The sequence below is a fragment of the Amycolatopsis acididurans genome, assembly GCF_012328925.1.
In the GTDB taxonomy this organism is placed as follows: Bacteria; Actinomycetota; Actinomycetes; order Mycobacteriales; family Pseudonocardiaceae; genus Amycolatopsis_E; species Amycolatopsis_E acididurans.
On record NZ_JAAXLS010000029.1, the window covers coordinates 25,061 to 45,159 of the forward strand.

Consider the following 20,099-nt stretch of genomic DNA (forward strand, 5'->3'; position numbering starts at 1 on the left):
CGTCAGGGCCCGCATCACGCGGGCGCCGCACCGGATGGCAGCTCCAGCGCACCCGGGAAGGTGATCGCGAACACGGTTTCGGCGGACTTTTCCCGCAGCGGCTGGACTTTCGCGTACTCACTCGAGGTCCACCACCGCCGGAACTCGTCCTCGTCGGAGAACCGGATCAGCACCAGCATGTTGGCCTCGAGCTCACCCTCCTCGACCTCGATCGCGCTGGTGACGGCGACCGGCGCCATCTCGTAGGCGCTCAGGGTCTGCACGGCTCCGGCCTGGTACTGGGCGAAGGTCTCGGCGTCGTGCTTGTTCATCAGGGCGAGCAGGAAATGTGGCGCGGACATCAGGCGCCCTCCGCCACGTGCAGCTGGGTGCGGACCAGCGCACCGGTTTCGGGATCGGCGTATTCGGCCAGCTCGACCCCATCTCGCGGGGCGCACCACTGGTCCAGTTCGGACAGTCGTGCCGCGGCGGGCCCACGGCGGACCGCGAACTCGCCCTCCCGCGCCCAGCTCCGCCGCTCCTCCCGGATCTCCGCGCGCCGGGCCTGCGTGGCGGCCGCGTCGGGCTGCCCGTCGACCACCACCACGCCGTAGGAAACCCGCGCGGCCAGCTCGCTCACGCGTCCCGCTCGGACGTCCTCGGCCACCAGTGCGGCCTCGCGCTGGATCGGGTCGCCGTAGCCGCCGCCACCGCCGGAGTTGAGCGTCATCACGTCACCGGGCAGCACGATCATCCCGAACTGCTTGCCCTGCAACGATTGCGCCTGCCCGTCCAGCTCCTCCAGCGTGGCCGGAATGCGCCCGCTCGCCAGCGCCTTGTCCGCGCCCGCGCCGTTGGTCAAGGTGAAGTGGCTCGACGAACCGGGATAGCCACCGAACGCCCCGTTGGGCGGGACCTGCCAGCAGGACAGCATCGTGTGCTCCTGCCCGCCGGTGGTGTACCACGGGGTCCAGGCAAGGTCCAGGCCCGCTCCGCCGCGGTACTGTCCGGGGCCGCCGGAGTTCTGGTTGAGGCGCCGCCACAGATACAGCACCGGGTAGGCGAACTCGTTGATCTCGATGTCCGGCAGGCTGTTCTGCGGCTGCGCGAGCGCGCCACCGACGTCCATCCCGTCCGCGATCGGCTGGGCACCGGCGCCGCCGCTGCCGCCGTTCATGTCCGGGAACGGCACGAGCGCGCCGTTCTCGTCGGGCGCGTAGAAGAACCCGGCGCACCAGGAGTCCTGCCAGGCGGCCATGACGTGATCGCGGATGAACGGGTTCCCGCTGGCGGCCTGAACCTCGCCGAGCAGCCGGGTGACCACGCGGCACACCCGCAGGCCGGTTTCCAGGTGACCGGAGGACACCGGCGCCGGCATCTCCACGTGGCAGATGGTGCCGGGTTTGGTGATCACCTCGATCGCCCGCAGCGTGCCCTGGTTGATGGGCAGGTCCGGGAACAACGTCATCAACAGCGGCGAGGCCACACAGCCGAGGGTGATCGCCTGGCTGCAGTTGACGAACCCGTCGGTCTGCGGCGCCGACTCCGACAAGTCGAAGGTCAGCTGGTCGTCGGCGACGGTCATCGTGCACCGGACCGGGTAGATGTCGTTGGTGTGGCCGTTGTGCTCTTCGTACTCCACCGCCGTGTACACACCGTTGGGCAGCTCGCGGATGCGGTCGCGGACCGCCTGCTCGGCGAGGTCCTTGGCCACCTCGATGTAGTGCCGGTAGGTGTCGATCCCGTACTGCTCGACCAGCGCGTTGATCCGCGCGTCACAACGGTTGCACGCGGCGATGAAGCTGCGGATGTCGCCGAGGACGATGTCCGGGACGCGGATGTTGGTCTCGATGATCCGCCAGATGTCGTCGATGATCTCGCCCTCGCTGGCGATCTTGATGCCGGGCAGGCGCAGGGCCTCGCCGTAGGTCTCGGTGGCCATCGGGGCCATCGAGCCGGGCGCGAACCCGCCGAAGTCGTTCACGTGCGCCTCGGCCCAGCACCAGGCGACGAGTTCGTCGCCGGCGAAGATCGGCCGGACCACCCCGACGTCGACCTGGTGGGCGTTGCCGGTGGTGAACGGGTCGTTGCAGATGAACACATCACCGGGGCGGATCTGCTCGCGCGGGGTGGTGGCCAGGATGTGCTTCACGGCCTGGCGGGCGGTGCCGAGGTACATGGTGATGTAGCCGGCGTAGCAGACGATGTCGCCCTCGGCGTCGGCGATGAAGGTGGAGAAGTCCACCGCCTCGGCGATCACCGGGCTGCCCGAGGCGCGCATCATCACCACGCCCATCTCGTGCGCGATGTTCTCCAGCGCCTTCGAGAAGATCTCGATGGTCACCGGATCGTCGGTGGTGATCTCTGGTGCGGTCATGATCAGTTCTCCTCGATCTCGGTCAGCACGTAGTTGCCCCACTCGTCCACCCGCAGCCGCCATCCGCGCGGGACCTGGATCGTGGTGAGGGGGTGTTCGAGCACGGCGGGCCCGGTGATCTCGCTGCCGGCCGGCGCGGCCACCGCGTCGTAAACCTCGAGATCGGCCTCGTCGCCCGACAGCGGCAGGAACACCCGGCGCCGCCCGGTCGGCCGCGGCGCCGGCGGGTTGTCCCGAAGTGGCGCCGGTGTCGGTGCCAGTGCCGCCACCTTGCCGGTCGCGGTCACCCGCACCGACATCAGGATCACCGGGCTGTCGCCCCACGCGGTGCCCTTGCCGTACTCGGCCTCGTACATCTCGGGGAACTTCTGTTGCGCCGCGACGAGATCCGCTTCGGACAGATCCTGCTTGCGCTCGATCGGAACCGACAGCTCCCACTGCTGGCCGAGGTATTTGAACTCGCCCTGCCAGGCGACCTCGATGTCGGATTCGTCGTAGCCGGCGTCCTTGAGCGTGCCGACCAGCTGCGCGTCCAGCTGGCGCAGGCTTTCGGCGATCGCGGAGGCATCGCCGCCGATCCAGGCCGCCGACCGCGCCTGGGTGCGGACGTCGTCACTGTTGAGCAGGCCGTAGGCGGAGAACACCGCGGCGTCGGCCGGGATGACGACACGCCGGATGCCCGCGGTGCGGGCGATGTCGGCGGCGAAGATGCCGAGCGCCCCGCCGTAGGAGACCATCGTGAACTCGCGCGGGTCGTGCCCCTTCTCCACGGTCACGGTGCGCACGGCGTTGCTCATGTTCGCGGTCACCATGCGGTAGATCGCCGCCGCGCCCCGCGCCGCGTCCACGCCCAGCGGCTTGGCCACCTCACGCTCGATCGCCTCGCGGGCGGGTACGACCGAAAGCTCGCGGCGTCCGCCCAGGAATGCCTGCGGGTCGAGCAATCCGAGCACCGCGGAGGCGTCGGTCACCGTCGGCAGGCTGCCGCCCTTGCCGTAGCAGACCGGGCCGGGCTCGGCACCCGCGCTGTGCGGGCCGACCTGCGGCACGCCGCGGGCGTCCAGCCACGCGATCGACCCGCCGCCCGCACCGATCGGCAGCACGTCGATTTTGGACAGTGCGGTCAGGAACTGATCGCGCAGCATGACGCGCTCGGTGATCGCCGGTTTCGTCCCCTGCAGCACCGAAACGTCGAAGGAGGTGCCGCCCATGTCGGCGGTGACCACGTTCTTGATACCCATCCGGCGGGCGAGGGCCTGGGCCCCGATCACGCCACCGGCGGGACCGCTGTCGATCAGCGTGATGGGCTTGTCGCGTGCCTCTTCCGCGGACAGGGTGCCGCCGAAGCCCTGCATGAAGGCGACCGGCACGCGCAGGCCCCGCTCGGCGAGCTCACGCTCGATCCGTCCGGTGTACTCGGCCACCCGCAAGCCGGTGAACGCGTTGAGCACGGTGGTCATCGTCCGCTCGTACTCCCGGATGACCGGGTGCAGCCGGGAGGAGACGCTGACGAAGATCTCCGGGTGCTCGGCCTCGATGAGCGCCGCGATCCGCTCCTCGTGCCCCGGGTCGAGGAAGCTCCACAGCAGGGAGACGGCGATGGCCTCCACGCCCTGGTCGACCAGCTCCCCGATCGCCCGGCGGGCGTCCTCATCGGACAGCGGCACGATCGTCTTTCCCTTGCGGTCGAGGCGTTCGTTCACCTCGGCCACGCGTTCCCTCGGCACGATCTGCGGCAGGTTTAGCTGCTTGTGGTGGTCGCGGTTGGCGTTGCGGGCCGAGCGGGCGATGAGCAGGTTGTCCCCGAAGCCCTTGGTCGTGATCAGCCCGACCTTCGCGCCTCGCAACTCGGCGACCGAGTTGGTGACCACCGTGGTGCCGTTGACGAACCGGGTCGTGCGGGAGAGCACGTCGGTCAGGTCCGCACCGATCCGGCCGGCGAGGTTCCGCAACGCGGCCAGCAGGCCGATGCTGAGGTCGCCGGGGGTGGTGTCGGACTTGTCGGAGTAGACGGTCCCGTTGCTGTCCACGGCGGTGACATCGGTGAAGGTGCCCCCGATATCGCAGCCGATCTGGTATTCCACCGCTGAGTTCACGACGCTGTGTCCTTTCTGGTCAGTTGGGGCCGGTGGTTGCCCACGCGGCTTCGAGCAGGTTCAGCACGTCTGCCTGGGTGACCGGCCGCGGGCAGGCGGCCACCGCCGGGTCGGTCATGACGTGTTCGGCGATCGCGGGCAGCACCTCCCGGCGTCCCCCCGCGGCGGAGATCGTGTTCGTCAGGCCCAAAGAGCCGATCAGGCCGCGCACCGCGCCGATCGCGGCGTCGGCCGCGGCGGCGTCGTCCATTTCCCGGGTGTCGGTGCCGAACGCCTCGGCGATCAGGCGCAGCCGAGGCCCGGTCTGCTCCCGGGTGAACTCCATGACCAGCGGCAGCATGATCGCCGAGGTCAGCCCGTGCAGGATGTCGAACTCCGCGGCGAGCTGGTGCCCGATGCCGTGCGAGAGCCCGACCCCGGCGTTGGTCAGCCCGAAGATCGACAGCCACGTGCCGAGCAGGCAGTTCGTCCTCGCCTCGGCATCGCCGGGGTTTTTCTTGCTGTGCGCCAGGTTCCGCGAGATCAGCCGCAGCGCCTCGGCGCCGAGCCCGTCGGTCAACGCCATGTGCCGGGTGGACAGGATTCCCTCGACGGCGTGGTCGACCGCCCGCATTCCCGAGGCGGCCCACAACCAGTCCGGCGTGGCGGCGCAGACCCACGGGTCGAGCACCACCGCTTTCGGCTGGAATCCCGGATCGGTGTAGGCGCACTTGCGGTGCGTGATCTCGTCGGTCACCCCGAACAGCGCAGTGTGCTCCCCGCCGGAGAGGGTGGTGGGGACGGCGATGTGCGGGATCAGCGTGCCGTGCACCTCGGGAATCTCGTAGGAGTCGGGATAGGTGAACCGCACGCGGTGCTTTTCGAACTGATCGGGCTCGGTGATGTTCTCCGCCAGGCACAGGGTGACCGCCTTGGCGCAGTCGATGGGCGTCCCGCCACCGACGCTGAGCACACTGTCCACACCGGACTCGCGTGCGGCCTCGGCGGCGTGGAGCACCGCGGCCCGCGGAACGTGCTGCGGGATCCCGGAATGCACGGCCACCAGCCGTGCCCCGAGCCGGTCCCGCAGGGCCTGCTCCACCGCGGATCCGGCCAGGGATCCGGAGAGAATGGCCAGCGCCCGGCTGCCACCCACCCGGTCGAGCAGGGCACCGATCTGGTCGAACGCGCCTTCTCCGTAGGTGACGGTGTCGGCGGGCGGGATAGTGAACGTCCTTGCCGGCACGGATCCTCCCGTCTGCGTTGGCAGGAATGTGATGGATCCGACTCTGCCGGGGGCACCGGCGGCGCGGAAGTCACCGTTGCTAGTGGTGGTGACACCACCACCTTCGCCCTCATTGGCAGGGCAGGAAGGTGTGCAGCCGCAGGGCCGCGTCGTCCCCGGTCTGGGTCGCGACGAAGTCGAACCGCAACGGCCCCATCGAGCGGTGCCGGTAGTGCAGCACGCCCACCGGGCGGCGCCGCACCTCGTGCAACGGCCACATCAGACGGAACAGCGCACTGTCGCATTGCAACTGTTCCACCTGCCGTTCGAACGCCGGATCGCCGACGAGGGCCGCGGTGTCGGCCCGGAAGTGGGCGACGTTGAAATGCGCGGCCGCCACCGGGTCGGCGAAGCGCAGCGGGGCGTGGTTGCCGAGCAGCGCGAACCGCAGCGCGTTGCGTTCCTCCGGCGGCACCTCCTCCAGCGGCAGCCCGAACAACATCCCCGCCGCCTCGTTCCAGTCGAGGATGTTCCAGCGCCGGTCGATGAGGTAGGCGGGAGCGTCCCGCAACTGGTGCAGCATGCGGCGCAGGCACTGCTCGTCGGAAGATCCGCCGTCCGCCCCCGAACCGGGCGGGGCATGGCCTGCCAGGCGGAACATGTGATCGCGCTCCGCGGCCGAGAGCCGCAGCGCGGCCGCCACCGAGGCGAGCACGGATTCCGAAACCTGGATCGGGCGGCCCTGTTCCAGCCAGGAGTACCAGCTACAGCTGATGGAAGCCAGTTGCGCCACCTCCTCGCGCAGCAGCCCGGGCGCCCTGCGCCGGGCGCCGACCGCGAGGCCCAGCTCCGCCGGCTTCACTCTTTCCCTTGCCGTGCGCAGAAACCGGGCGAGCTCGCGGCGCTGCGCGACCAGTTTCGTGTCGCGCGGTTTCGGTGCGACTGCAACGGTCATCGGTTTCGCTCCTCGATCAGCCGGCCACGACGTCCCTGCCCAGGACGTCCCTGGCGATGATCAGCTTCTGGATCTGCGCGGTGCCGTCACCGATCTGGTAGCCCGAGATGTCCCGCAGCAGCGCCTGCAGCGGCATCTCCTCCGACCAGCCGACCTGGCCGTGGATCAGCACGGCCTCCTGGATCGCGGCGAAGGCCACCCGGGGAGCCCACCACTTGAGCATCGCCGCCTGGGTGGTGTGCGGTTGTCCCGCCATCCGCAGTCCGAGGGTCTGATACGCCAGCGCCCGCACCGCCGCCAGGTACGTGGTGTGCTCGGCGATCGGGAAGGACACCCCCTGGTTCGCGGCGAGCGGTTTGCCGAACGTGGTGCGTTCGCGGGCGTAGCCCGCCGCCATGTCCAGTGCCCGCTGCGCGGCGCCTGCACACGTCAAGGCGATCAGGGTGCGGCTGAGGTCGAACTCGGCCATGATCTTGCCGAATCCTTGTCCTGGTGCCGAAATCACCCGCTCGTCCGGCACGAAGGTGCCGTCGAGGGTGACCGATCCGCGGCCGAGCGGTTTGAAGCCCGGATCGGCGAAGTTCTGCGAGGACACCGTCGGGTCGTCGCATTCCACGAGGAAACAGCCGATGCCTTTGGCTTTCCGCGCGGGATCGGTCTGTGCCAGCACGATCGCGATGTCCGCGTGCGGCGCCTGGGTGACCGACGTCTTCTCCCCGGTCAGCAGCCAGCCGCCCGCCACCCGCTCCGCTTTCGTGCGGATGCCGCCGGCGTCCGATCCGGCCCCGGGTTCGGTCACGGCCCAGCAGCCGAGTGCGTCGCCGGCGGCCACGAGTGGTGACCAGCGTGCGACCGCTTCACCCGGGTGCTCGGCGAGCAGCCCGACCAGGCTGTTGGTGCTGAACAGGATGTAGCCGCAGTTGGGGTCGGCGTAGGAGATTTCCTCGACCGCCAGCCCCAGCGCGAGCAGATCCGCGCCCTGACCACCGTGCTCCTCGGCGAGGGTCAGGTTGGTCAGCCCGGCTTCGGCGAGCTTTTTCGTTTCGGCGTAGGGGAATTCGGTGCGGTTCGCGCGCTCGTGGTAGGAGTCGAGGAACTCCGCGCGCGCGAACCGCCGCGTCGAGCGCCGGAACTCGGCGTGATCCTCGTCGAGGATGAAAGCGTTTTCGGACAACGGGAAACCTTCCGGTGACTTAGTGAACGAGGCGGTCTTGGGCGGTCCAGTGCGCCGCGCGAAGCGCCTTCTTGTCGATCTTTCCGACCGCGGTGGTGGGCAGTTCGGGTACGAGCTCGACCTTCTTGGGCGCCTGGTGCGGCCCTTTGCGGTCACGGACCAGTTGGGTGAGGGCCGCGGTGTCCACGGTGGCGCCCGGCTTGGCGACGACGAAGGCCGTCACCTGCTCTCCCCACTTGTCGTCGGGCAGTCCGATGACCGCCGCCGCGGACACCGTCGGCACGCTGGTGAGCACGTCCTCGATCTCCTTGGGGAAGACGTTGAAGCCACCGGTGACGATCATGTCCTTCTTGCGGTCGACGATGTGGAAGAACCCGCCGTCGTCGCGCTTGGCCATGTCGCCGGTGTGCAACCAGTTCTCCCGCAGTGCCTCCGCGGATTCCTCCGGCCGCTTCCAGTAGCCGTTCATGACCGCCCTGGAGCGCACACAGATCTCGCCGACGGTTCCGTCCGGCACCGGCGAGCCGTCGTCGTCGAGCAGTTCCACGGTCACCCCGGCGGCCGGGCGGCCACAGGAGGTCAGCAGGTCCGGCCGTCGCACCGGGTCGTGCTCGTCCTTGCGCAGACTCGTGGTCATGCCGACACATTCGGTCTGCCCGTAGACCTGCATGAGAACCGGGCCGAACACTTCCTGGGCTTCCGACAAGCGTCCGGGCGACATCGGCGCCGCACCGTAGACCAGAGTCTCCAGCGACGAGCAGTCGGTCGCGGCCGGATCGCTCTTGTCCAGCATCGTGTAGAGCATGGTCGGCACCACGAAGGCGTAGTTGATCCGCTCCGTCGCGATGGTGCGCAGCCATTCCTCCGGGTCGAAACCCTGATGCAGCACCACGGTTCCGCCGCGCGCCAGCGTGGGCACGAGCGGCAGCACCGCGGCGTGCGTGATCGGCGAGGAGGCCAGGTACCGGGGATTCTCCGGCAGTCCCCAGGAGATGGTCAGCGTCTGTGCCTCCTGGACCAGGGCGCGGTGGGACAGCATCGCGCCCTTCGGCCGCCCGGTGGTGCCGCCGGTGTACTGCAGCCAGGCCACGGTTTCCTCGCCCACCGCCGGCGCCCGCAGCCCCTGCGCGGACACCTTGTCGCACAGGGCAAGCAGATCGGGACCCGCTTCGGTGGACCCCAGAGTCAGCACGTGGCGGACCGAGGCCGATCGTGCCGCGACGGCCGCCCCGGTTTCGGCGAACTTGGGGTGCACGACCAGCACCTCGATCTCCGCGTCGTCGCAGAGGAAGGTGTGATCGTCGACCGAGCCCATCGGATGCAGGCCGCTGTAGCGCGCCCCGGTCAGGAAGGTGGCCGCCTGGACCAGGAAGACCTCGGGCGCGTTGGGGCTGAGCACCGCGACCCCGGCGCCCGGCCGCACCCCGTGCTGGACGAGCACCTGCTGGATCCGGCTCGTGAGGTCGGCGGCCTGCGCGTAGGTCATCCGGCGATCGCCCAGAACGAAGGCTTCCCGCTGCGGATATCGCGTCAGGGCCTCGACGATCACGTTCCCGTAGGTGGGCCCGGCCAGGTGGGCCGGAGCGCCCGAAGTGGTCTCGAGAGCCACGTCGCTCTCCTCTCTCCGCGCTTCACAGCGCCACTCGTGTTCATCCTCGGGCCAATCTTGACTTATCAGTTAGTATTCTGCAAGAGTCGATCGCGGATCGCAGTGCGGCATCGATGTGAACGCGAGAGGTGAACCTGGTGCGCGAAGTGAGTATCACCGGAGCCGGCATGACCGGTTTCGGGAAGTTTCCGGAAGTTTCGCTGCGCGAGCTGGGAACCTCCGCCATCCGCGAGGCGCTGGACGACGCGGGCCTCGCCGAGTCCGATGTCGACCTGGTGGTGCATGCCAACGCCGTCGCGGGCCTGCTCACCGGCCAGGAGATGACCCGTGGGCAGGTCGTGGTCTCGGGCACCGGGCTGACCGGGATCCCCATGATCAACGTGGAGAACGCGTGTGCCGGCAGCTCCACCGCGGTACACGTGGCGCTCGCGGCCATTCGCTCGGGTGCCTACCAGACCGCGCTGGTCGTCGGCACCGAGAAGATGAGCGGCCGGGGCACGGCCGAGGCGCTCGGCGCGCTGACCACGGCCGCCGACGTGGAGCGGCTGGCGGAGTTCAACCGCGAGCTGACCGGTAGCGACGGACCGGTCGACTCGTTCTTCATGGAGATCTACGCGCGCACCACCGCCGACTACATGGCACGTTCCGGCGCGACGGCCCGCGATTTCGCCGAGGTCGCGGCGAAGAACTCCGTGCACGGCTCGCTCAACCCGAAGGCCCAGTACCGCACGGCGCGCACGCCGGAAGAGGTACTGGCCAGCCGCGCCGTCGCGGGCCCGCTGACCATGCTGATGTGCTCGCCGATCGCGGACGGGGCCGCGGCGCTGGTCCTGCAGGCGGGCGAACGCGTGCGAGACCGCGCCTCGGCGGTGCGTATCCGCGCCTCGGTGCTGCGCAGCGGGATTCCCGGCGGCGGCGCGGTGCCGCTGGAGCAGCGGACCATCGACGCCGCCTACGCCGAGGCCGGCATCGGGCCCGACGACCTCGACCTGGCCGAGGTGCACGACGCCGCGTCACCGAACGAACTCGTCGTGTGCGAGGAACTCGGCCTGTGCTCCCCCGGCGACGGCCCGAAGCTGCTGGCCACGGGAGCGACCCGGCTCGGTGGCCGGATCCCCGTCAACACCAGCGGCGGCCTCGTCTCGCGCGGGCATCCCGTGGGCGCGACCGGTGCCGCGCAACTGGTCGAGCTCGTCACCCAGATCCGTGGCCGGGCGGGGGCCCGTCAGGTCGAGGGGGCCCGGATCGGAATCGCCGAGAACGCCGGTGGCTACACCCATCCCGAGGCCGCGGCCTGCGCGGTCACCATTGTGAGCAAGGACTGAAAACATGACCACCATCGAAGTCCGCGAGGTGCTCGTGCGCCGCCGCGGCGCCGCGCTCTGGTTGCGGCTGAACCGTCCCGACACGCTCAACGGGCTCAACCAGGCCATCCTCGACGGCCTCAACGCGGGACTCGACGAGGCGGAATCCGACCCGGGCGTGCGGACGGTCGTGATCACCGCCGAAGGACGGGCCTTCTGCGCGGGCGCGGACCTTCGTTACGTCCGCACGCTGAACTCCTCGCCCGCTCCGGACGGCGCCTACAGTGCCGGGCAGCTGTTCCTGCGCCGGGTCGCGCCGCTGCTCAACCGGATCGAGTCCTTCCCCAAGCCGGTGCTCGCCGCCGTCAACGGGCTTGCCATCGGTGGCGGGCTGGAACTGTTGCTGTGCTGCGATTTCGCGATCGCCGCCGAGTCCGCGCGCATCGGTGACGGGCACGCGGTCTACGGCCAGATCCCCGGCGGCGGTGCGTCCGTGCGCCTTACCCGCAGGCTCGGCCTGGCCCGCGCCAAGCAGCTCATGTTCACCGGTGAGCTGCACCCGGCGGCGCATTTCCGCGGCACCGACCTGATCACCGAGGTCGTGGCCGACGACGAGCTGGACGAGCACGTCCAGCGCATCGCGGACGTGATCGCCCAGCGCAGCCCGGTGGGCGTCGCGCGGATGAAGGCACTCGCCAACGACGGCCTGGAAGTCCCGCTGCCCGTCGGCGTCCGCATGGAGCTCGAAGCCTCCGCACTGCACGAGAAAAGCGAGGACTGGCGCGAAGGCATCACCGCCTTCGCCGAAAAGCGCGCCCCCGAATTCCGGGGACGGTGAACGATGGAGACAGCGAAGGTGGACAACATCCTTGATATGACGGGCAAAACCGTGCTCGTCACCGGCGGCGGCCAGGGCGTCGGCCGCCAGGTCGCGCTGCACTGCGCCGGCCAGGGCGCGGCGGTGGTCGTCAACGACTACCACACCGACCGCGCCGAAGCCGTGGCCGCGGAGATCACCGCGGAAGGCGGCTCCGCGCTGGGGCTCGGCTGCGACGTGACCGACTTCGACTCGGTCACCACCATGGTCGAGCGTGCGGGCAAAGACCTCGGCCCGATCGATGTGCTGGTGAACAACGCGGGCAACGCCGGTCCCACCAAGGACGCGCTGAGCGGGATCCCGCCGTTCTGGGAGACCGGCCCCAAGGACTGGGAACCGTGGATCGGCACGAACTTCTACGGCGTGCTCAACGCCTCCCGCGCGGTCCTGCCGGGAATGGTGGAACGCTCCTACGGCCGCATCGTCTCGGTGATCTCCGACGCCGGCCGCACCGGGGAACCGAATCTGGCCGTCTACGGCGGGGCCAAGGCCGGCGCGGCGGGCTTCTCCCGCGGCCTGGCCAAGGCGGTGGGCCGGTACGGGATCACGGTCAACTGTGTCGCGCTCTCCACCGTCAACACGCCGGGTGTCGCCTCCGCGCTGGCCAACCCGGAGACCGTCAAGAAAGCCCTGCGCGGCTACGTGATCCGCCGGTTCGGCGAGCCGGCCGACGCCGCCAACGCGGTGCTGTTCCTCGCCTCCGACGCGGCTTCGTGGGTCACCGGGCAGACGTACCCGGTGAACGGCGGCTACGCCATCACGCCATGAGCACCCCACCGCTGTCCGGTTACCGCGTCGTCAGCCTCGCCGAGCAGTATCCCGGCCCCTTCGCGACGCTGCTGCTCGGCGACCTCGGCGCGGACGTCGTCCAGGTGGAACGTCCCGGCGGCGGCGATCCGTCGCGGATCTTCCCCGGGCACTACGAGGCGCTCAACCGCGGCAAGCGTTCCATCGCGCTCGACCTCAAACACCCCGATGGCCTGGCCGCCTGCCGGGCGCTGATCGAGCGCACGGACATCCTGCTGGAGGGTTTCCGCCCCGGGGTGATGGACCGGCTCGGTCTTTCCGCCGACGCGCTCGCCTCGGCCAATCCCGGCCTCGTGCAGGTGTCGATCTCCGGCTTCGGCCAGTCCGGCCCCTACCGGCACCGGCCCGCCCACGACCTGACCTTCCAGGGCCTGGCGGGGCTGCTCGACGCGCAGGCGCCGGTCGTGCCGCCGCTGGCGCTGGCCGATCTGGCCGCCGGGATGTTCGCCGCCATCGCCGCGCTCACCGGCATCGCCGGGCGCGCGAACAGCGGCCGCGGCGGGCGCTACGACGTGAGCATGTTCGACACGCTCGCGTCGTTCATCGCCACCAGACTCGTGCCCGTCGCCAACGGCATGCCGCCGGACACCCTCGGGCTGGACCCGGGTTACGGGCTCTTCGCCACCGCCGACGCACGCTGGATCTCGCTGAGCATCGCCTTCGAGGACCACTTCTGGCGGGCCCTGTGCCTGGCGCTCGAACTACCCGAACTGGCCACGGTCCCCGGACCGGAACGTGTCGAACGCCGCGAGGAACTGCGCGCCGCCGTCGCCGTGCGCATCTCGGCGAAGGATCTGGCCCACTGGGAACAGGTCCTCGAACCGGCGGGCGTCGCCTACGGCGCCGTCCACGACCTGCGGGAGGTGCTTGCCGACCAGCACGTGCAGGCACGGGAGCTGCTGCAGACCGTGGCGGGAAGGACGGTCTTCCGCCAGCCCTTGCGGGTGGACGGCGACGCGCCCGGCCCCCGTTCGGGCGTGCCGCGGCTCGGCGAGCACACCGTCGAGGTGCTGCGCGAAGCCGGGTGGTCCGCCGAAGCGGTCGACGATCTGCTCGGTTCGGGGGCGGCCGCCCAATCGCGACTCACTGGTCAGTATTAATCTGATCCCTGACTCACGGACCAGGGACCCACATGGCACGAGAACGAGCAACCGACACGACCGCTTTGGTGGCCGCGGCCGCGGAGGCATTCCGCAGCAAGGGGTACCGCAACGCGACCATCGACGACATCGCCGAGGCGGCGGGAATCTCCCGCCCCACGGTGTACAAGTACACGCGCAGCAAGCAGCAGCTGCTGGATCTCATGGTAGAGCAGGTCACCGCTGACCTGGCCGCCCGGCTCAAGGAAGTCCTGGAGAGCGGGGAGCCCGCACCGGTCCGGCTGCGCGCGGTCATCAGGGCGCACATCGACGCGGCGGTCGCGCATCGCACCTTCTACGCGATCATCTTCAGCGAGGAGGTGGAGATCTCCGACGAGGCACGCGCGCTGTTCCAGAAATGGGCGCACCGGCGCAACCACGAGTTCCAGTCCCTGCTCGACGAATGCCTTGCGGCACAACGGAAACCGCCGCCCATCGACACCCATGTCGCGGCGAACCTGGTGCTGTCGATGCTGACGACGGTCTACCGGTGGTACGAGCCGGGCGGCCCGGTCACCCCTGAACAGCTCACCGAGCAGATCACCCTGCTGCTGAAAGGCCTGTTCCCCCCGCGTCGTTAGCGGATGTCGACGATCACGTTCCCGTTTCCGGTGCCCTGTTCGACGGCCTCGTGCGCGAGCGCGATGTCCTCCAGGGCGAAGCGCTTGCCGATCCGCATCTTCAGCTCCCCCGCCGCCGCCCAGCGGTTGACGTCGTCCGCGGCCCTCCGGTGCTCTTCGTAGGGCAGGTTGTACAGCAGCACGAAGTTGACCGCGACGCTCTTGTTCATCAGAAGCCACACCGGGACCACCGGCTTGTGGCCACTGTCCGTGCCGTACACCGCGATCGTCCCGTTGACGGCGCAGACCCGGGCGTCCAGTTCCATGTTCGCGGCGAGATCCACCTCGACGATCCGGTCCACGCCGCGCCCGCCGGTGAAGTCGAGAACGGCCTGCCGCACATCGTCGCGGCGCCGGTCGAGCACCAGGTCACAGCCTGCGGCTTCGGCGATCTCGCGGTTCTCGTGCCTGCCGACGGTACCGATCACGGTGGCCCCGCCCAGTTTCGCCTCCTGTACGGCCGCGTGTCCCACCGCGCCGGCCGCACCGGCGACCAGCACCGTCGAGCCGGCGATCGATCCCCGGTCGAAAAGGCACAGATGCGCCGTCCGGCCGGGCGCGCTGAGGCTCGCGCCCTGCGCGAAGTCCACGGTGGACGGCAGCGGTTCGGTATTGCGGGCGGGCAGGCACACGTATTCCGCGGCGCTTCCGGCCGGCCGCCCCACCCGGGTGTCGAAAAGCCAGACACGCTCGCCGATCCGCGCCGGATCGACACCGTCGCCGACCGCGTCGATCACGCCGGCCCCGTCGTCGTGCGGAATCTGGCGGGCGAAGTCCATCGTGAGCCGGGCCCAGCCGCTGCGGCGCTTGGCGTCCGCGGGGTTGGGGCCGGACGTGTGGACGCGGACGCGCACCTCGCCGGGGCCCGGCTCGGGATCGGGAAGCTCACCGACGATCAGCACCTCGCGTGCCGGCCCCATGCGCTCGTACCATGCCGCGCGCATCAGCCACGCTCCGGCAACAGTGCACGCACGCACTCGACCTGACCGGCCGCGGCGATGCGGAGGCTGCGGGCCCCGTCCGGCTCGTAGGTCGCCGCTTTCGCGTGTGCCAAGGCCGCGCGGGGCGCCTTGGCCAGAGAACGGGCGTAGTTCATGGATTCCTCCTCCAGGTTTTCGGCGGGGACGCATCGCAGCGCCAGCCCCAGCCGGACGGCTTCCGCGCCGTCGATTCGCCTGCCGGTCAGGATCAGCTCCAGCGCCCGCTCCATGCCGATCAGGCGGGGCAGCGTGCTGGTGGCACCGAGGTCCGGGACGAGGCCACGCGGCATTTCGGCCAGGGCCAGCCGGGCGTCCTCGGTGACGATCCGGAAGTCGCAGGCCAGCGCCAGCTGGAAGCCCGCGCCGAGTGCGTTGCCGTGCACGGCGGCGATCACCGGGAACGGCGCGGACTCGATCCAGGTGAACGCCTCCTGCGCCGCCCGGATCGCGGCCATCGCCTCCTCGGCGCTCAACCCCGGCATCCTGCCGAGGAAACCGTCCGGGGCCAGTTCGCCGAGGTCGAGCCCGGAGCTGAAGGACGGGCCGTCCCCGGCGAGCACGACCACCCGCACCGACTCGTCGCCGGCCAGTCCGGCTCCCGCCGCCCGCAAGTTCCGCCACATGTCCGGGTTCTGTGCGTTGTGCCGTTCCGGCCTGCTCAGCACGATCCGCGCCACCGCGTCGTGCCGTTCGATCCGCAGGGTCACATCGCCCCCACGATCGTCACCGAAGCCACGGCGGCGTCGGGCCCGATGTAGCCGCCGGCGTTTTCCGCCAGCCCGATCCGCGCGCCCTCGACCTGCCGGGAACCGCAGCGTCCGCGCAGCTGGTCGACCAGCTCGACCAGCTGCCCGATGCCGGTGGCACCGACCGGATGTCCCTTGCTGCCAAGGCCTCCGCTCGGATTGACCGGTATCCGGCCACCGAGTGTCGTCGCACCGGAGCGCAGCAGCCGGGTCGCGCCGCCTTCCGCGCACAACCCCAGTTCCTCGGTCACGATCAGCTCGGCGGGCGACGCGGCGTCGTGGCACTCGACGACGTCGACGTCCTGCGGGCCAAGGCCCGCCATCGCGTACGCCCGCCGCGCGGTCTGCGGCACCAGCTCGCCGTAGATACCCGGCCGGCCGGAACCGAGCACGGTGGCCAGCAGGCGCACCGGCTCGGCGCCCCACCGTGCGGCGATCTCCGGTGTGGTGAGCACCGCGGCCGCCGCACCGTCGGACATCGGCGCGCACATCGGCAGCGTGAGCGCCCCGCTGATCGGCCGGGCCGCGAGCACCTCCTCGACGGTGAGCGTGCCGCCGTACTGGGCCTTCGGGTTGAGCGCGCCGTGCGCGTGGTTCTTCACCGCGACGCGCGCGAAATCCTCCGGCGTGGCGTCCGTCCGCTCCGCGTACCACTGGGCGAACCGCGCGTAGACGTCCATGAAGATCGAGCCGGTGCCCGCGGTACCCAGATCCTCGCGGATCTCCGGCAGCCGGTCCTGGTCCAGCGCGGCCTGCATGACCGCGAACGCGCGCGATCTGTCGCTGTGGTTGAGCTTTTCGGCGCCGATGGCCACCGCGACGTCGACCTGCCCGGCGGCCACCGCGAGCCAGGCCTGGTTGACCGCGGTGGACCCGGACGCGCACGCGTTCTCCACGTTGATCAGCGGGATGCCCTCCAGCCCGGTACCGCGCACGGCGTGCTGCCCGCGCACGGATTCCTGGCCGTGGATCAGCCCGGCGCCGCTGTTGCTGTAGTAGACGAGCCCGACCTCCTTGGCCGTCGCGCCGGAGTCGTGCAAGGCTTCCGCGGTCGCCTCGCCGACGAGCGAGCAGAAGGTGCGGTCGAGGAACTTCCCGAACCCGGTCATGCCGGCCCCGGCGATCACGACATCCCGCATCAGTGGCTCTTTCCGTTGGGCGCCAGGGCTTTCAGGAGAGCGGGACGGTCTCCGAAAGGAGTGACGACGAGGGTGTCCACTCCGGCGGTCTCGTAGGCGGACAACTTCTTCTCCAGCGTGCCTGAGGTCGCGGTGAGGGCGACGAGATCCAGCAGTTCGGGGCTGAGCGCGGCCGCGGCGCCCTTCCGGTCACCCGCCAGGAACCGGTCCTGGCAGGCGTGTGCCGAGGCGCCGTGGCCGTAACGCTCGGCCAGCTCGACGTAGAAGTTCTTGTCCTTGGCGCCCATCCCGCCGAGGTAGAAGGCGACCATCGGCCGCACGAGGTCACGGGCGGTGTCGAGGTCGTCGTGGAGGGCGGCCGGAACGGTGGGCGCCATCACCACGTCGGACCGGCGCCGCCCCGCCTTCTCGATGCCCCGGATCAGCGGGGCGGTGAGCATGTCGGCGTGCTCCGGGCTGAACAGGAACGGCAGCCAGCCGTCGGCGAGCGCCCCGGCCTGCTCGACGGTCTTCGCGCCGCCGACGCCGAGGTAGATCGGAATCCGGTTCTGCACCGGGGCGCCGAGCAGCTTCAGCGGCTTGCCGAGTCCGAGCCCCTCGCGCACCGGGAGTGTCCATTCGCGACCCTCGTACTCCAGTGGCGCACCGGACAAGGCCTGCCGGATGATGTCGATGTACTCACGGGTCCGCCGCAACGGGGCGGTGAAAGGCACGCCGTACCAGCCTTCGGACACCTGCGGTCCGGAAAGCCCGAGTCCGAGCAGCATCCGGCCGCCGGACAGCCGGTCCACAGTGGACGCCGCCATCGCGGTGGTCGCCGGCTGCCTCGCCGGAATCTGCAGAATTCCGGCGCCGAGGCCGATCCGTTCGGTCACCGAGCTCAGCGCGCCCAGCAACGCGACGCCATCCTGCCCGTAGCCCTCGGCCACCCACAGCGACTCGAAGCCGAGCCGGTCGGCCAGCTTCGCGAGCGTGAACTGCTCCTCGATCTCGAACCACGGCCAATAGGCCAGCGAAACTCCCAGCCGCATACCGGCTACCTCCACTTTCCGGGGCGAAGCACGATTTTGCCCAGCGCGCGGCGCTCGTCCACCGCGGCAAGCGCCTTTTCCACATCCTCGAACGGGAACGTCTCGCCGATCGGCGGGAGCAGCCGCCGCGATTCCCACCACGGCAACAACTCTGCCCACTGCTGCGCGGCATATCCGGGACGGCCGAGGCCATAAGCGCCCCAGCCCACCCCGACGACCTCGGTATTGGTCAGCAGCAAGCGGTTCACCTTGACGGCCGGGATCTGGCCCGCGGTGAAGCCGACCACCAGCAGCCGGCCTTCTCCACTGAGACACCGCAGCGAATCGGTGAACCGGTCGCCGCCCACGGGATCGACGACGACATCGACGCGCCGTCCCGCCAGTTGCTGCCGAAATTCCTTGGCAGGCAATACTTCGTGTGCGCCCGCCCACCGGGCAAGCGCGGCCTTCGCGGGGGTCGAAGTCACGGCGAACACCGTGGCGCCCAGCGCCACGGCGAGCTGCACGCAGGCGATCCCCACCCCGCCCGCCGCCCCGTGCACGAGCACGGTTTCGCCGGCGCGCAACCGGCCGCGTACCGACAGGGCGAAATGCGCGGTCAGGTAGTTGACCGGAAGGCAGGCGCCTTCATCGAAGGAGACCTCGTCCGGCAAGGGCAGCACCCGGTCGGCCTCGGCCACGACGGTCTCCGCGAACGCCCCGATGTCCAGCAGCGCCGCGACCCGGTCCCCCACGCGGAAGGACGAGCGCTCCGGTGCCCACCGCACGACGCCGGCGCACTCCTGCCCCAGCACGAAGGGGAACTCGAACCGGGTCTGGTAGCGCCCCCAGCTCTGCAGCACGTCGGGGTAGACCACCCCGGCCGCCCGCACGTCGATCAGCACCTGGTCGGGGTCGCACACAGGTTCCGGCAGGTCCCGGACGCGCACCGCGCCCGGGCCACCGGCACTCGTCACCACCACCGCGCGCACGCGACCACCTCGCCTCCGACGCGGCCCAGCCTGACACATTACTAACTAGTCAGTCAAGATTGCCAGGTGAGGCATACCGGGCGCGGCGCCGGCGTTTCAGCTATTTCGAGTCGAGCTTGCCCAGCGGATCGGCGGTCGCCGCCAGTGCCGCCCGGAACTGCGGCCACGCACCGTCTTCGAGCCCCAGCGCGGTGCGCAGATACGCCAGCGTGGCGCGCTGCACGAGCGCGACGCGTTCGGGGCTTTCGTCGGTGGTGCGCGTGTCGTGGGCGCCCTGGATGCCGCCGAGTCCGTGTTCCGCCCCGAAAAGGGTCAGCAGATCGGTGGCCCCCGGGGCCAGGCGGAAGCCGTCGGTGAACCAGTCCGGGCCGCGCACCGTCAGCGGGGACTGGTCGGCGTCACCGGCGACGAGCAGGCTCGGCGCCTTCATCTCGGCGAACTCCGGGCTCATGAAAGGGAAGTACTCGGCGGCCATCGGGGTGAGGTCGGCGCCGCCGGTGCCGGGCAGGCAGAGCAGCATCGCCGCCCTGACCCGAGGGTCGGCCATGCTCTCCCCTGGCGTGCCGTCGGCGTCGATGACCCGCGCACCTCCGAGCGTGCTCGCCGTCTGCGCGCCCCACGAGTGACCGGCGGCCGCGATACGGTCGCGGTCGATGCGCCCGGCCAGTCCGGGCACCTCGGATTCGACGACGTCGAGCCGGTCGATGATCCGGGTCAGGTCGGCGGTGCGGATGCGCCAGATGAGCGGGGTGCGCGGGTCGTCGGGAGCGAGCCCGAGCGAGTCGAGGTGAGTGGGCTGGATGACGACGAACCCGTGGGCCGCCCAGAAATCGGCGAGCGGTGCGTAGTCGTCCATGCCCAGGGTCATGCCGTGCGAAAAGACGATGACCGGCAGGTCGCGGCCCGTCGTGGGTGCGGTGACGCGCACCTGCAGGTCCTGCCCGCGATCAGGGTCCGAGAGCGAGACCGGCCGGACCGAGATGACGGGGGTCGTGGTGTCGTTCATGTGATGAAGACCTTTCCGACGAAGATGTGCCGAGCCCCCGATCCGGTCCCAGATCTGAGACCATGGACTAATCCGGATCGAGGTT

Annotated in this window: 18 protein-coding genes; 5 read left to right on the forward strand and 13 right to left on the reverse strand. The window is 70.2% G+C overall.

The window, feature by feature from the left end; all coding sequences use genetic code 11:
- Positions 1-14 precede the first annotated feature (14 nt).
- The 7 genes from HFP15_RS29190 to HFP15_RS29220 all read right to left on the reverse strand — a co-directional run bounded on the left by HFP15_RS29190 (position 15) and on the right by HFP15_RS29220 (position 9,394).
- Entirely contained in the window at positions 15-341 is a 327-nt protein-coding gene (locus tag HFP15_RS29190; RefSeq protein ID WP_168519980.1) for a DUF1330 domain-containing protein, read from the reverse strand.
- Positions 341-2,356: a hydantoinase B/oxoprolinase family protein gene (locus HFP15_RS29195; RefSeq protein WP_168519981.1), complete on the reverse strand. Its 2,016-nt coding sequence runs from the start codon at positions 2,354-2,356 to the stop codon at positions 341-343. The genes HFP15_RS29190 and HFP15_RS29195 overlap by 1 nt, the downstream gene beginning before the upstream one ends.
- Before the next feature lie 2 nt (positions 2,357-2,358).
- Positions 2,359-4,452: a hydantoinase/oxoprolinase family protein gene (locus HFP15_RS29200; protein ID WP_168519982.1), complete on the reverse strand. Its 2,094-nt coding sequence runs from the start codon at positions 4,450-4,452 to the stop codon at positions 2,359-2,361.
- A gap of 19 nt (positions 4,453-4,471) precedes the next feature.
- Positions 4,472-5,677 carry an iron-containing alcohol dehydrogenase gene (locus tag HFP15_RS29205; protein ID WP_168519983.1) on the reverse strand — a complete coding sequence of 402 codons (1,206 nt, stop codon included), beginning with the start codon at positions 5,675-5,677 and terminating at the stop codon, positions 4,472-4,474.
- A 109-nt stretch (positions 5,678-5,786) separates the two neighbouring features.
- Positions 5,787-6,611: a helix-turn-helix transcriptional regulator gene (locus tag HFP15_RS29210; RefSeq protein ID WP_168519984.1), complete on the reverse strand. Its 825-nt coding sequence runs from the start codon at positions 6,609-6,611 to the stop codon at positions 5,787-5,789.
- 16 nt (positions 6,612-6,627) lie between these two features.
- Positions 6,628-7,785, reverse strand: a complete 1,158-nt coding sequence (locus HFP15_RS29215; RefSeq protein ID WP_168519985.1) for an acyl-CoA dehydrogenase family protein — start codon at positions 7,783-7,785, stop codon at positions 6,628-6,630.
- Positions 7,786-7,804: 19 nt separating this feature from the next.
- Entirely contained in the window at positions 7,805-9,394 is a 1,590-nt protein-coding gene (locus HFP15_RS29220; RefSeq protein WP_312871803.1) for an AMP-binding protein, read from the reverse strand.
- Between the two features lie 137 nt (positions 9,395-9,531).
- Between HFP15_RS29220 and HFP15_RS29225 the strand changes: the two genes are divergently transcribed.
- From HFP15_RS29225 to HFP15_RS29245, 5 genes are read left to right on the forward strand one after another with little or no spacing between them, the layout of a single operon-like run.
- The gene (locus HFP15_RS29225) at positions 9,532-10,719 is read left to right on the forward strand and encodes a thiolase family protein (RefSeq protein ID WP_312871804.1); all 1,188 of its coding nucleotides are present in this window, start codon (positions 9,532-9,534) and stop codon (positions 10,717-10,719) included.
- Positions 10,720-10,723: 4 nt separating this feature from the next.
- Complete coding sequence (locus HFP15_RS29230; RefSeq protein ID WP_168519986.1) at positions 10,724-11,536, forward strand: enoyl-CoA hydratase/isomerase family protein; 813 nt, start codon at positions 10,724-10,726, stop codon at positions 11,534-11,536.
- A gap of 36 nt (positions 11,537-11,572) precedes the next feature.
- Positions 11,573-12,343 (forward strand): SDR family NAD(P)-dependent oxidoreductase, encoded by a 771-nt coding sequence (locus HFP15_RS29235; protein ID WP_246272132.1) that lies wholly within the window; start codon positions 11,573-11,575, stop codon positions 12,341-12,343.
- Positions 12,340-13,482, forward strand: coding sequence for a CaiB/BaiF CoA transferase family protein (locus tag HFP15_RS29240; RefSeq protein ID WP_168519987.1), 1,143 nt, complete (start codon positions 12,340-12,342; stop codon positions 13,480-13,482). Before HFP15_RS29235 ends, HFP15_RS29240 begins: the two co-directional genes overlap by 4 nt.
- A 32-nt stretch (positions 13,483-13,514) precedes the next feature.
- Positions 13,515-14,102 carry a TetR/AcrR family transcriptional regulator gene (locus tag HFP15_RS29245; protein WP_168519988.1) on the forward strand — a complete coding sequence of 196 codons (588 nt, stop codon included), beginning with the start codon at positions 13,515-13,517 and terminating at the stop codon, positions 14,100-14,102.
- Here the strand turns inward: HFP15_RS29245 and HFP15_RS29250 are convergent.
- The 6 genes from HFP15_RS29250 to HFP15_RS29275 all read right to left on the reverse strand — a co-directional run bounded on the left by HFP15_RS29250 (position 14,099) and on the right by HFP15_RS29275 (position 20,014).
- Positions 14,099-15,085, reverse strand: a complete 987-nt coding sequence (locus HFP15_RS29250) for an NADPH:quinone reductase (RefSeq protein WP_168519989.1) — start codon at positions 15,083-15,085, stop codon at positions 14,099-14,101. The genes HFP15_RS29245 and HFP15_RS29250 overlap by 4 nt on opposite strands.
- Positions 15,085-15,828 (reverse strand): enoyl-CoA hydratase/isomerase family protein, encoded by a 744-nt coding sequence (locus HFP15_RS29255; RefSeq protein WP_168519990.1) that lies wholly within the window; start codon positions 15,826-15,828, stop codon positions 15,085-15,087. Before HFP15_RS29255 ends, HFP15_RS29250 begins: the two co-directional genes overlap by 1 nt.
- Positions 15,825-17,006: a thiolase family protein gene (locus HFP15_RS29260; protein ID WP_168519991.1), complete on the reverse strand. Its 1,182-nt coding sequence runs from the start codon at positions 17,004-17,006 to the stop codon at positions 15,825-15,827. The genes HFP15_RS29255 and HFP15_RS29260 overlap by 4 nt, the downstream gene beginning before the upstream one ends.
- A complete protein-coding gene (locus HFP15_RS29265) occupies positions 17,006-18,037 on the reverse strand; it encodes an LLM class flavin-dependent oxidoreductase (RefSeq protein WP_168519992.1) in 1,032 nt (343 codons plus the stop codon). The genes HFP15_RS29260 and HFP15_RS29265 overlap by 1 nt, the downstream gene beginning before the upstream one ends.
- 5 nt (positions 18,038-18,042) lie before the next feature.
- Positions 18,043-19,008: an NADPH:quinone oxidoreductase family protein gene (locus tag HFP15_RS29270; RefSeq protein WP_168519993.1), complete on the reverse strand. Its 966-nt coding sequence runs from the start codon at positions 19,006-19,008 to the stop codon at positions 18,043-18,045.
- Between the two features lie 100 nt (positions 19,009-19,108).
- Positions 19,109-20,014 (reverse strand): alpha/beta hydrolase family protein, encoded by a 906-nt coding sequence (locus HFP15_RS29275; RefSeq protein WP_168519994.1) that lies wholly within the window; start codon positions 20,012-20,014, stop codon positions 19,109-19,111.
- Between the last annotated feature and the right edge of the window lie 85 nt (positions 20,015-20,099).

Bases quoted from the DNA above. Each gene is read 5' to 3' on its own strand.
- HFP15_RS29240 (WP_168519987.1), top strand. From the start codon at position 12,340: ATGAGCACCCCACCGCTGTCCGGTTACCGCGTCGTCAGCCTCGCCGAG.
- HFP15_RS29235 (WP_246272132.1), top strand. From the start codon at position 11,573: ATGACGGGCAAAACCGTGCTCGTCACCGGCGGCGGCCAGGGCGTCGGC.
- HFP15_RS29245 (WP_168519988.1), top strand. From the start codon at position 13,515: ATGGCACGAGAACGAGCAACCGACACGACCGCTTTGGTGGCCGCGGCC.
- HFP15_RS29210 (WP_168519984.1), bottom strand. From the start codon at position 6,611: ATGACCGTTGCAGTCGCACCGAAACCGCGCGACACGAAACTGGTCGCG.
- HFP15_RS29195 (WP_168519981.1), bottom strand. From the start codon at position 2,356: ATGACCGCACCAGAGATCACCACCGACGATCCGGTGACCATCGAGATC.
- HFP15_RS29230 (WP_168519986.1), top strand. From the start codon at position 10,724: ATGACCACCATCGAAGTCCGCGAGGTGCTCGTGCGCCGCCGCGGCGCC.
- HFP15_RS29250 (WP_168519989.1), bottom strand. From the start codon at position 15,085: ATGCGCGCGGCATGGTACGAGCGCATGGGGCCGGCACGCGAGGTGCTG.
- HFP15_RS29275 (WP_168519994.1), bottom strand. From the start codon at position 20,014: ATGAACGACACCACGACCCCCGTCATCTCGGTCCGGCCGGTCTCGCTC.
- HFP15_RS29260 (WP_168519991.1), bottom strand. From the start codon at position 17,006: ATGCGGGATGTCGTGATCGCCGGGGCCGGCATGACCGGGTTCGGGAAG.
- HFP15_RS29190 (WP_168519980.1), bottom strand. From the start codon at position 341: ATGTCCGCGCCACATTTCCTGCTCGCCCTGATGAACAAGCACGACGCC.
- HFP15_RS29265 (WP_168519992.1), bottom strand. From the start codon at position 18,037: ATGCGGCTGGGAGTTTCGCTGGCCTATTGGCCGTGGTTCGAGATCGAG.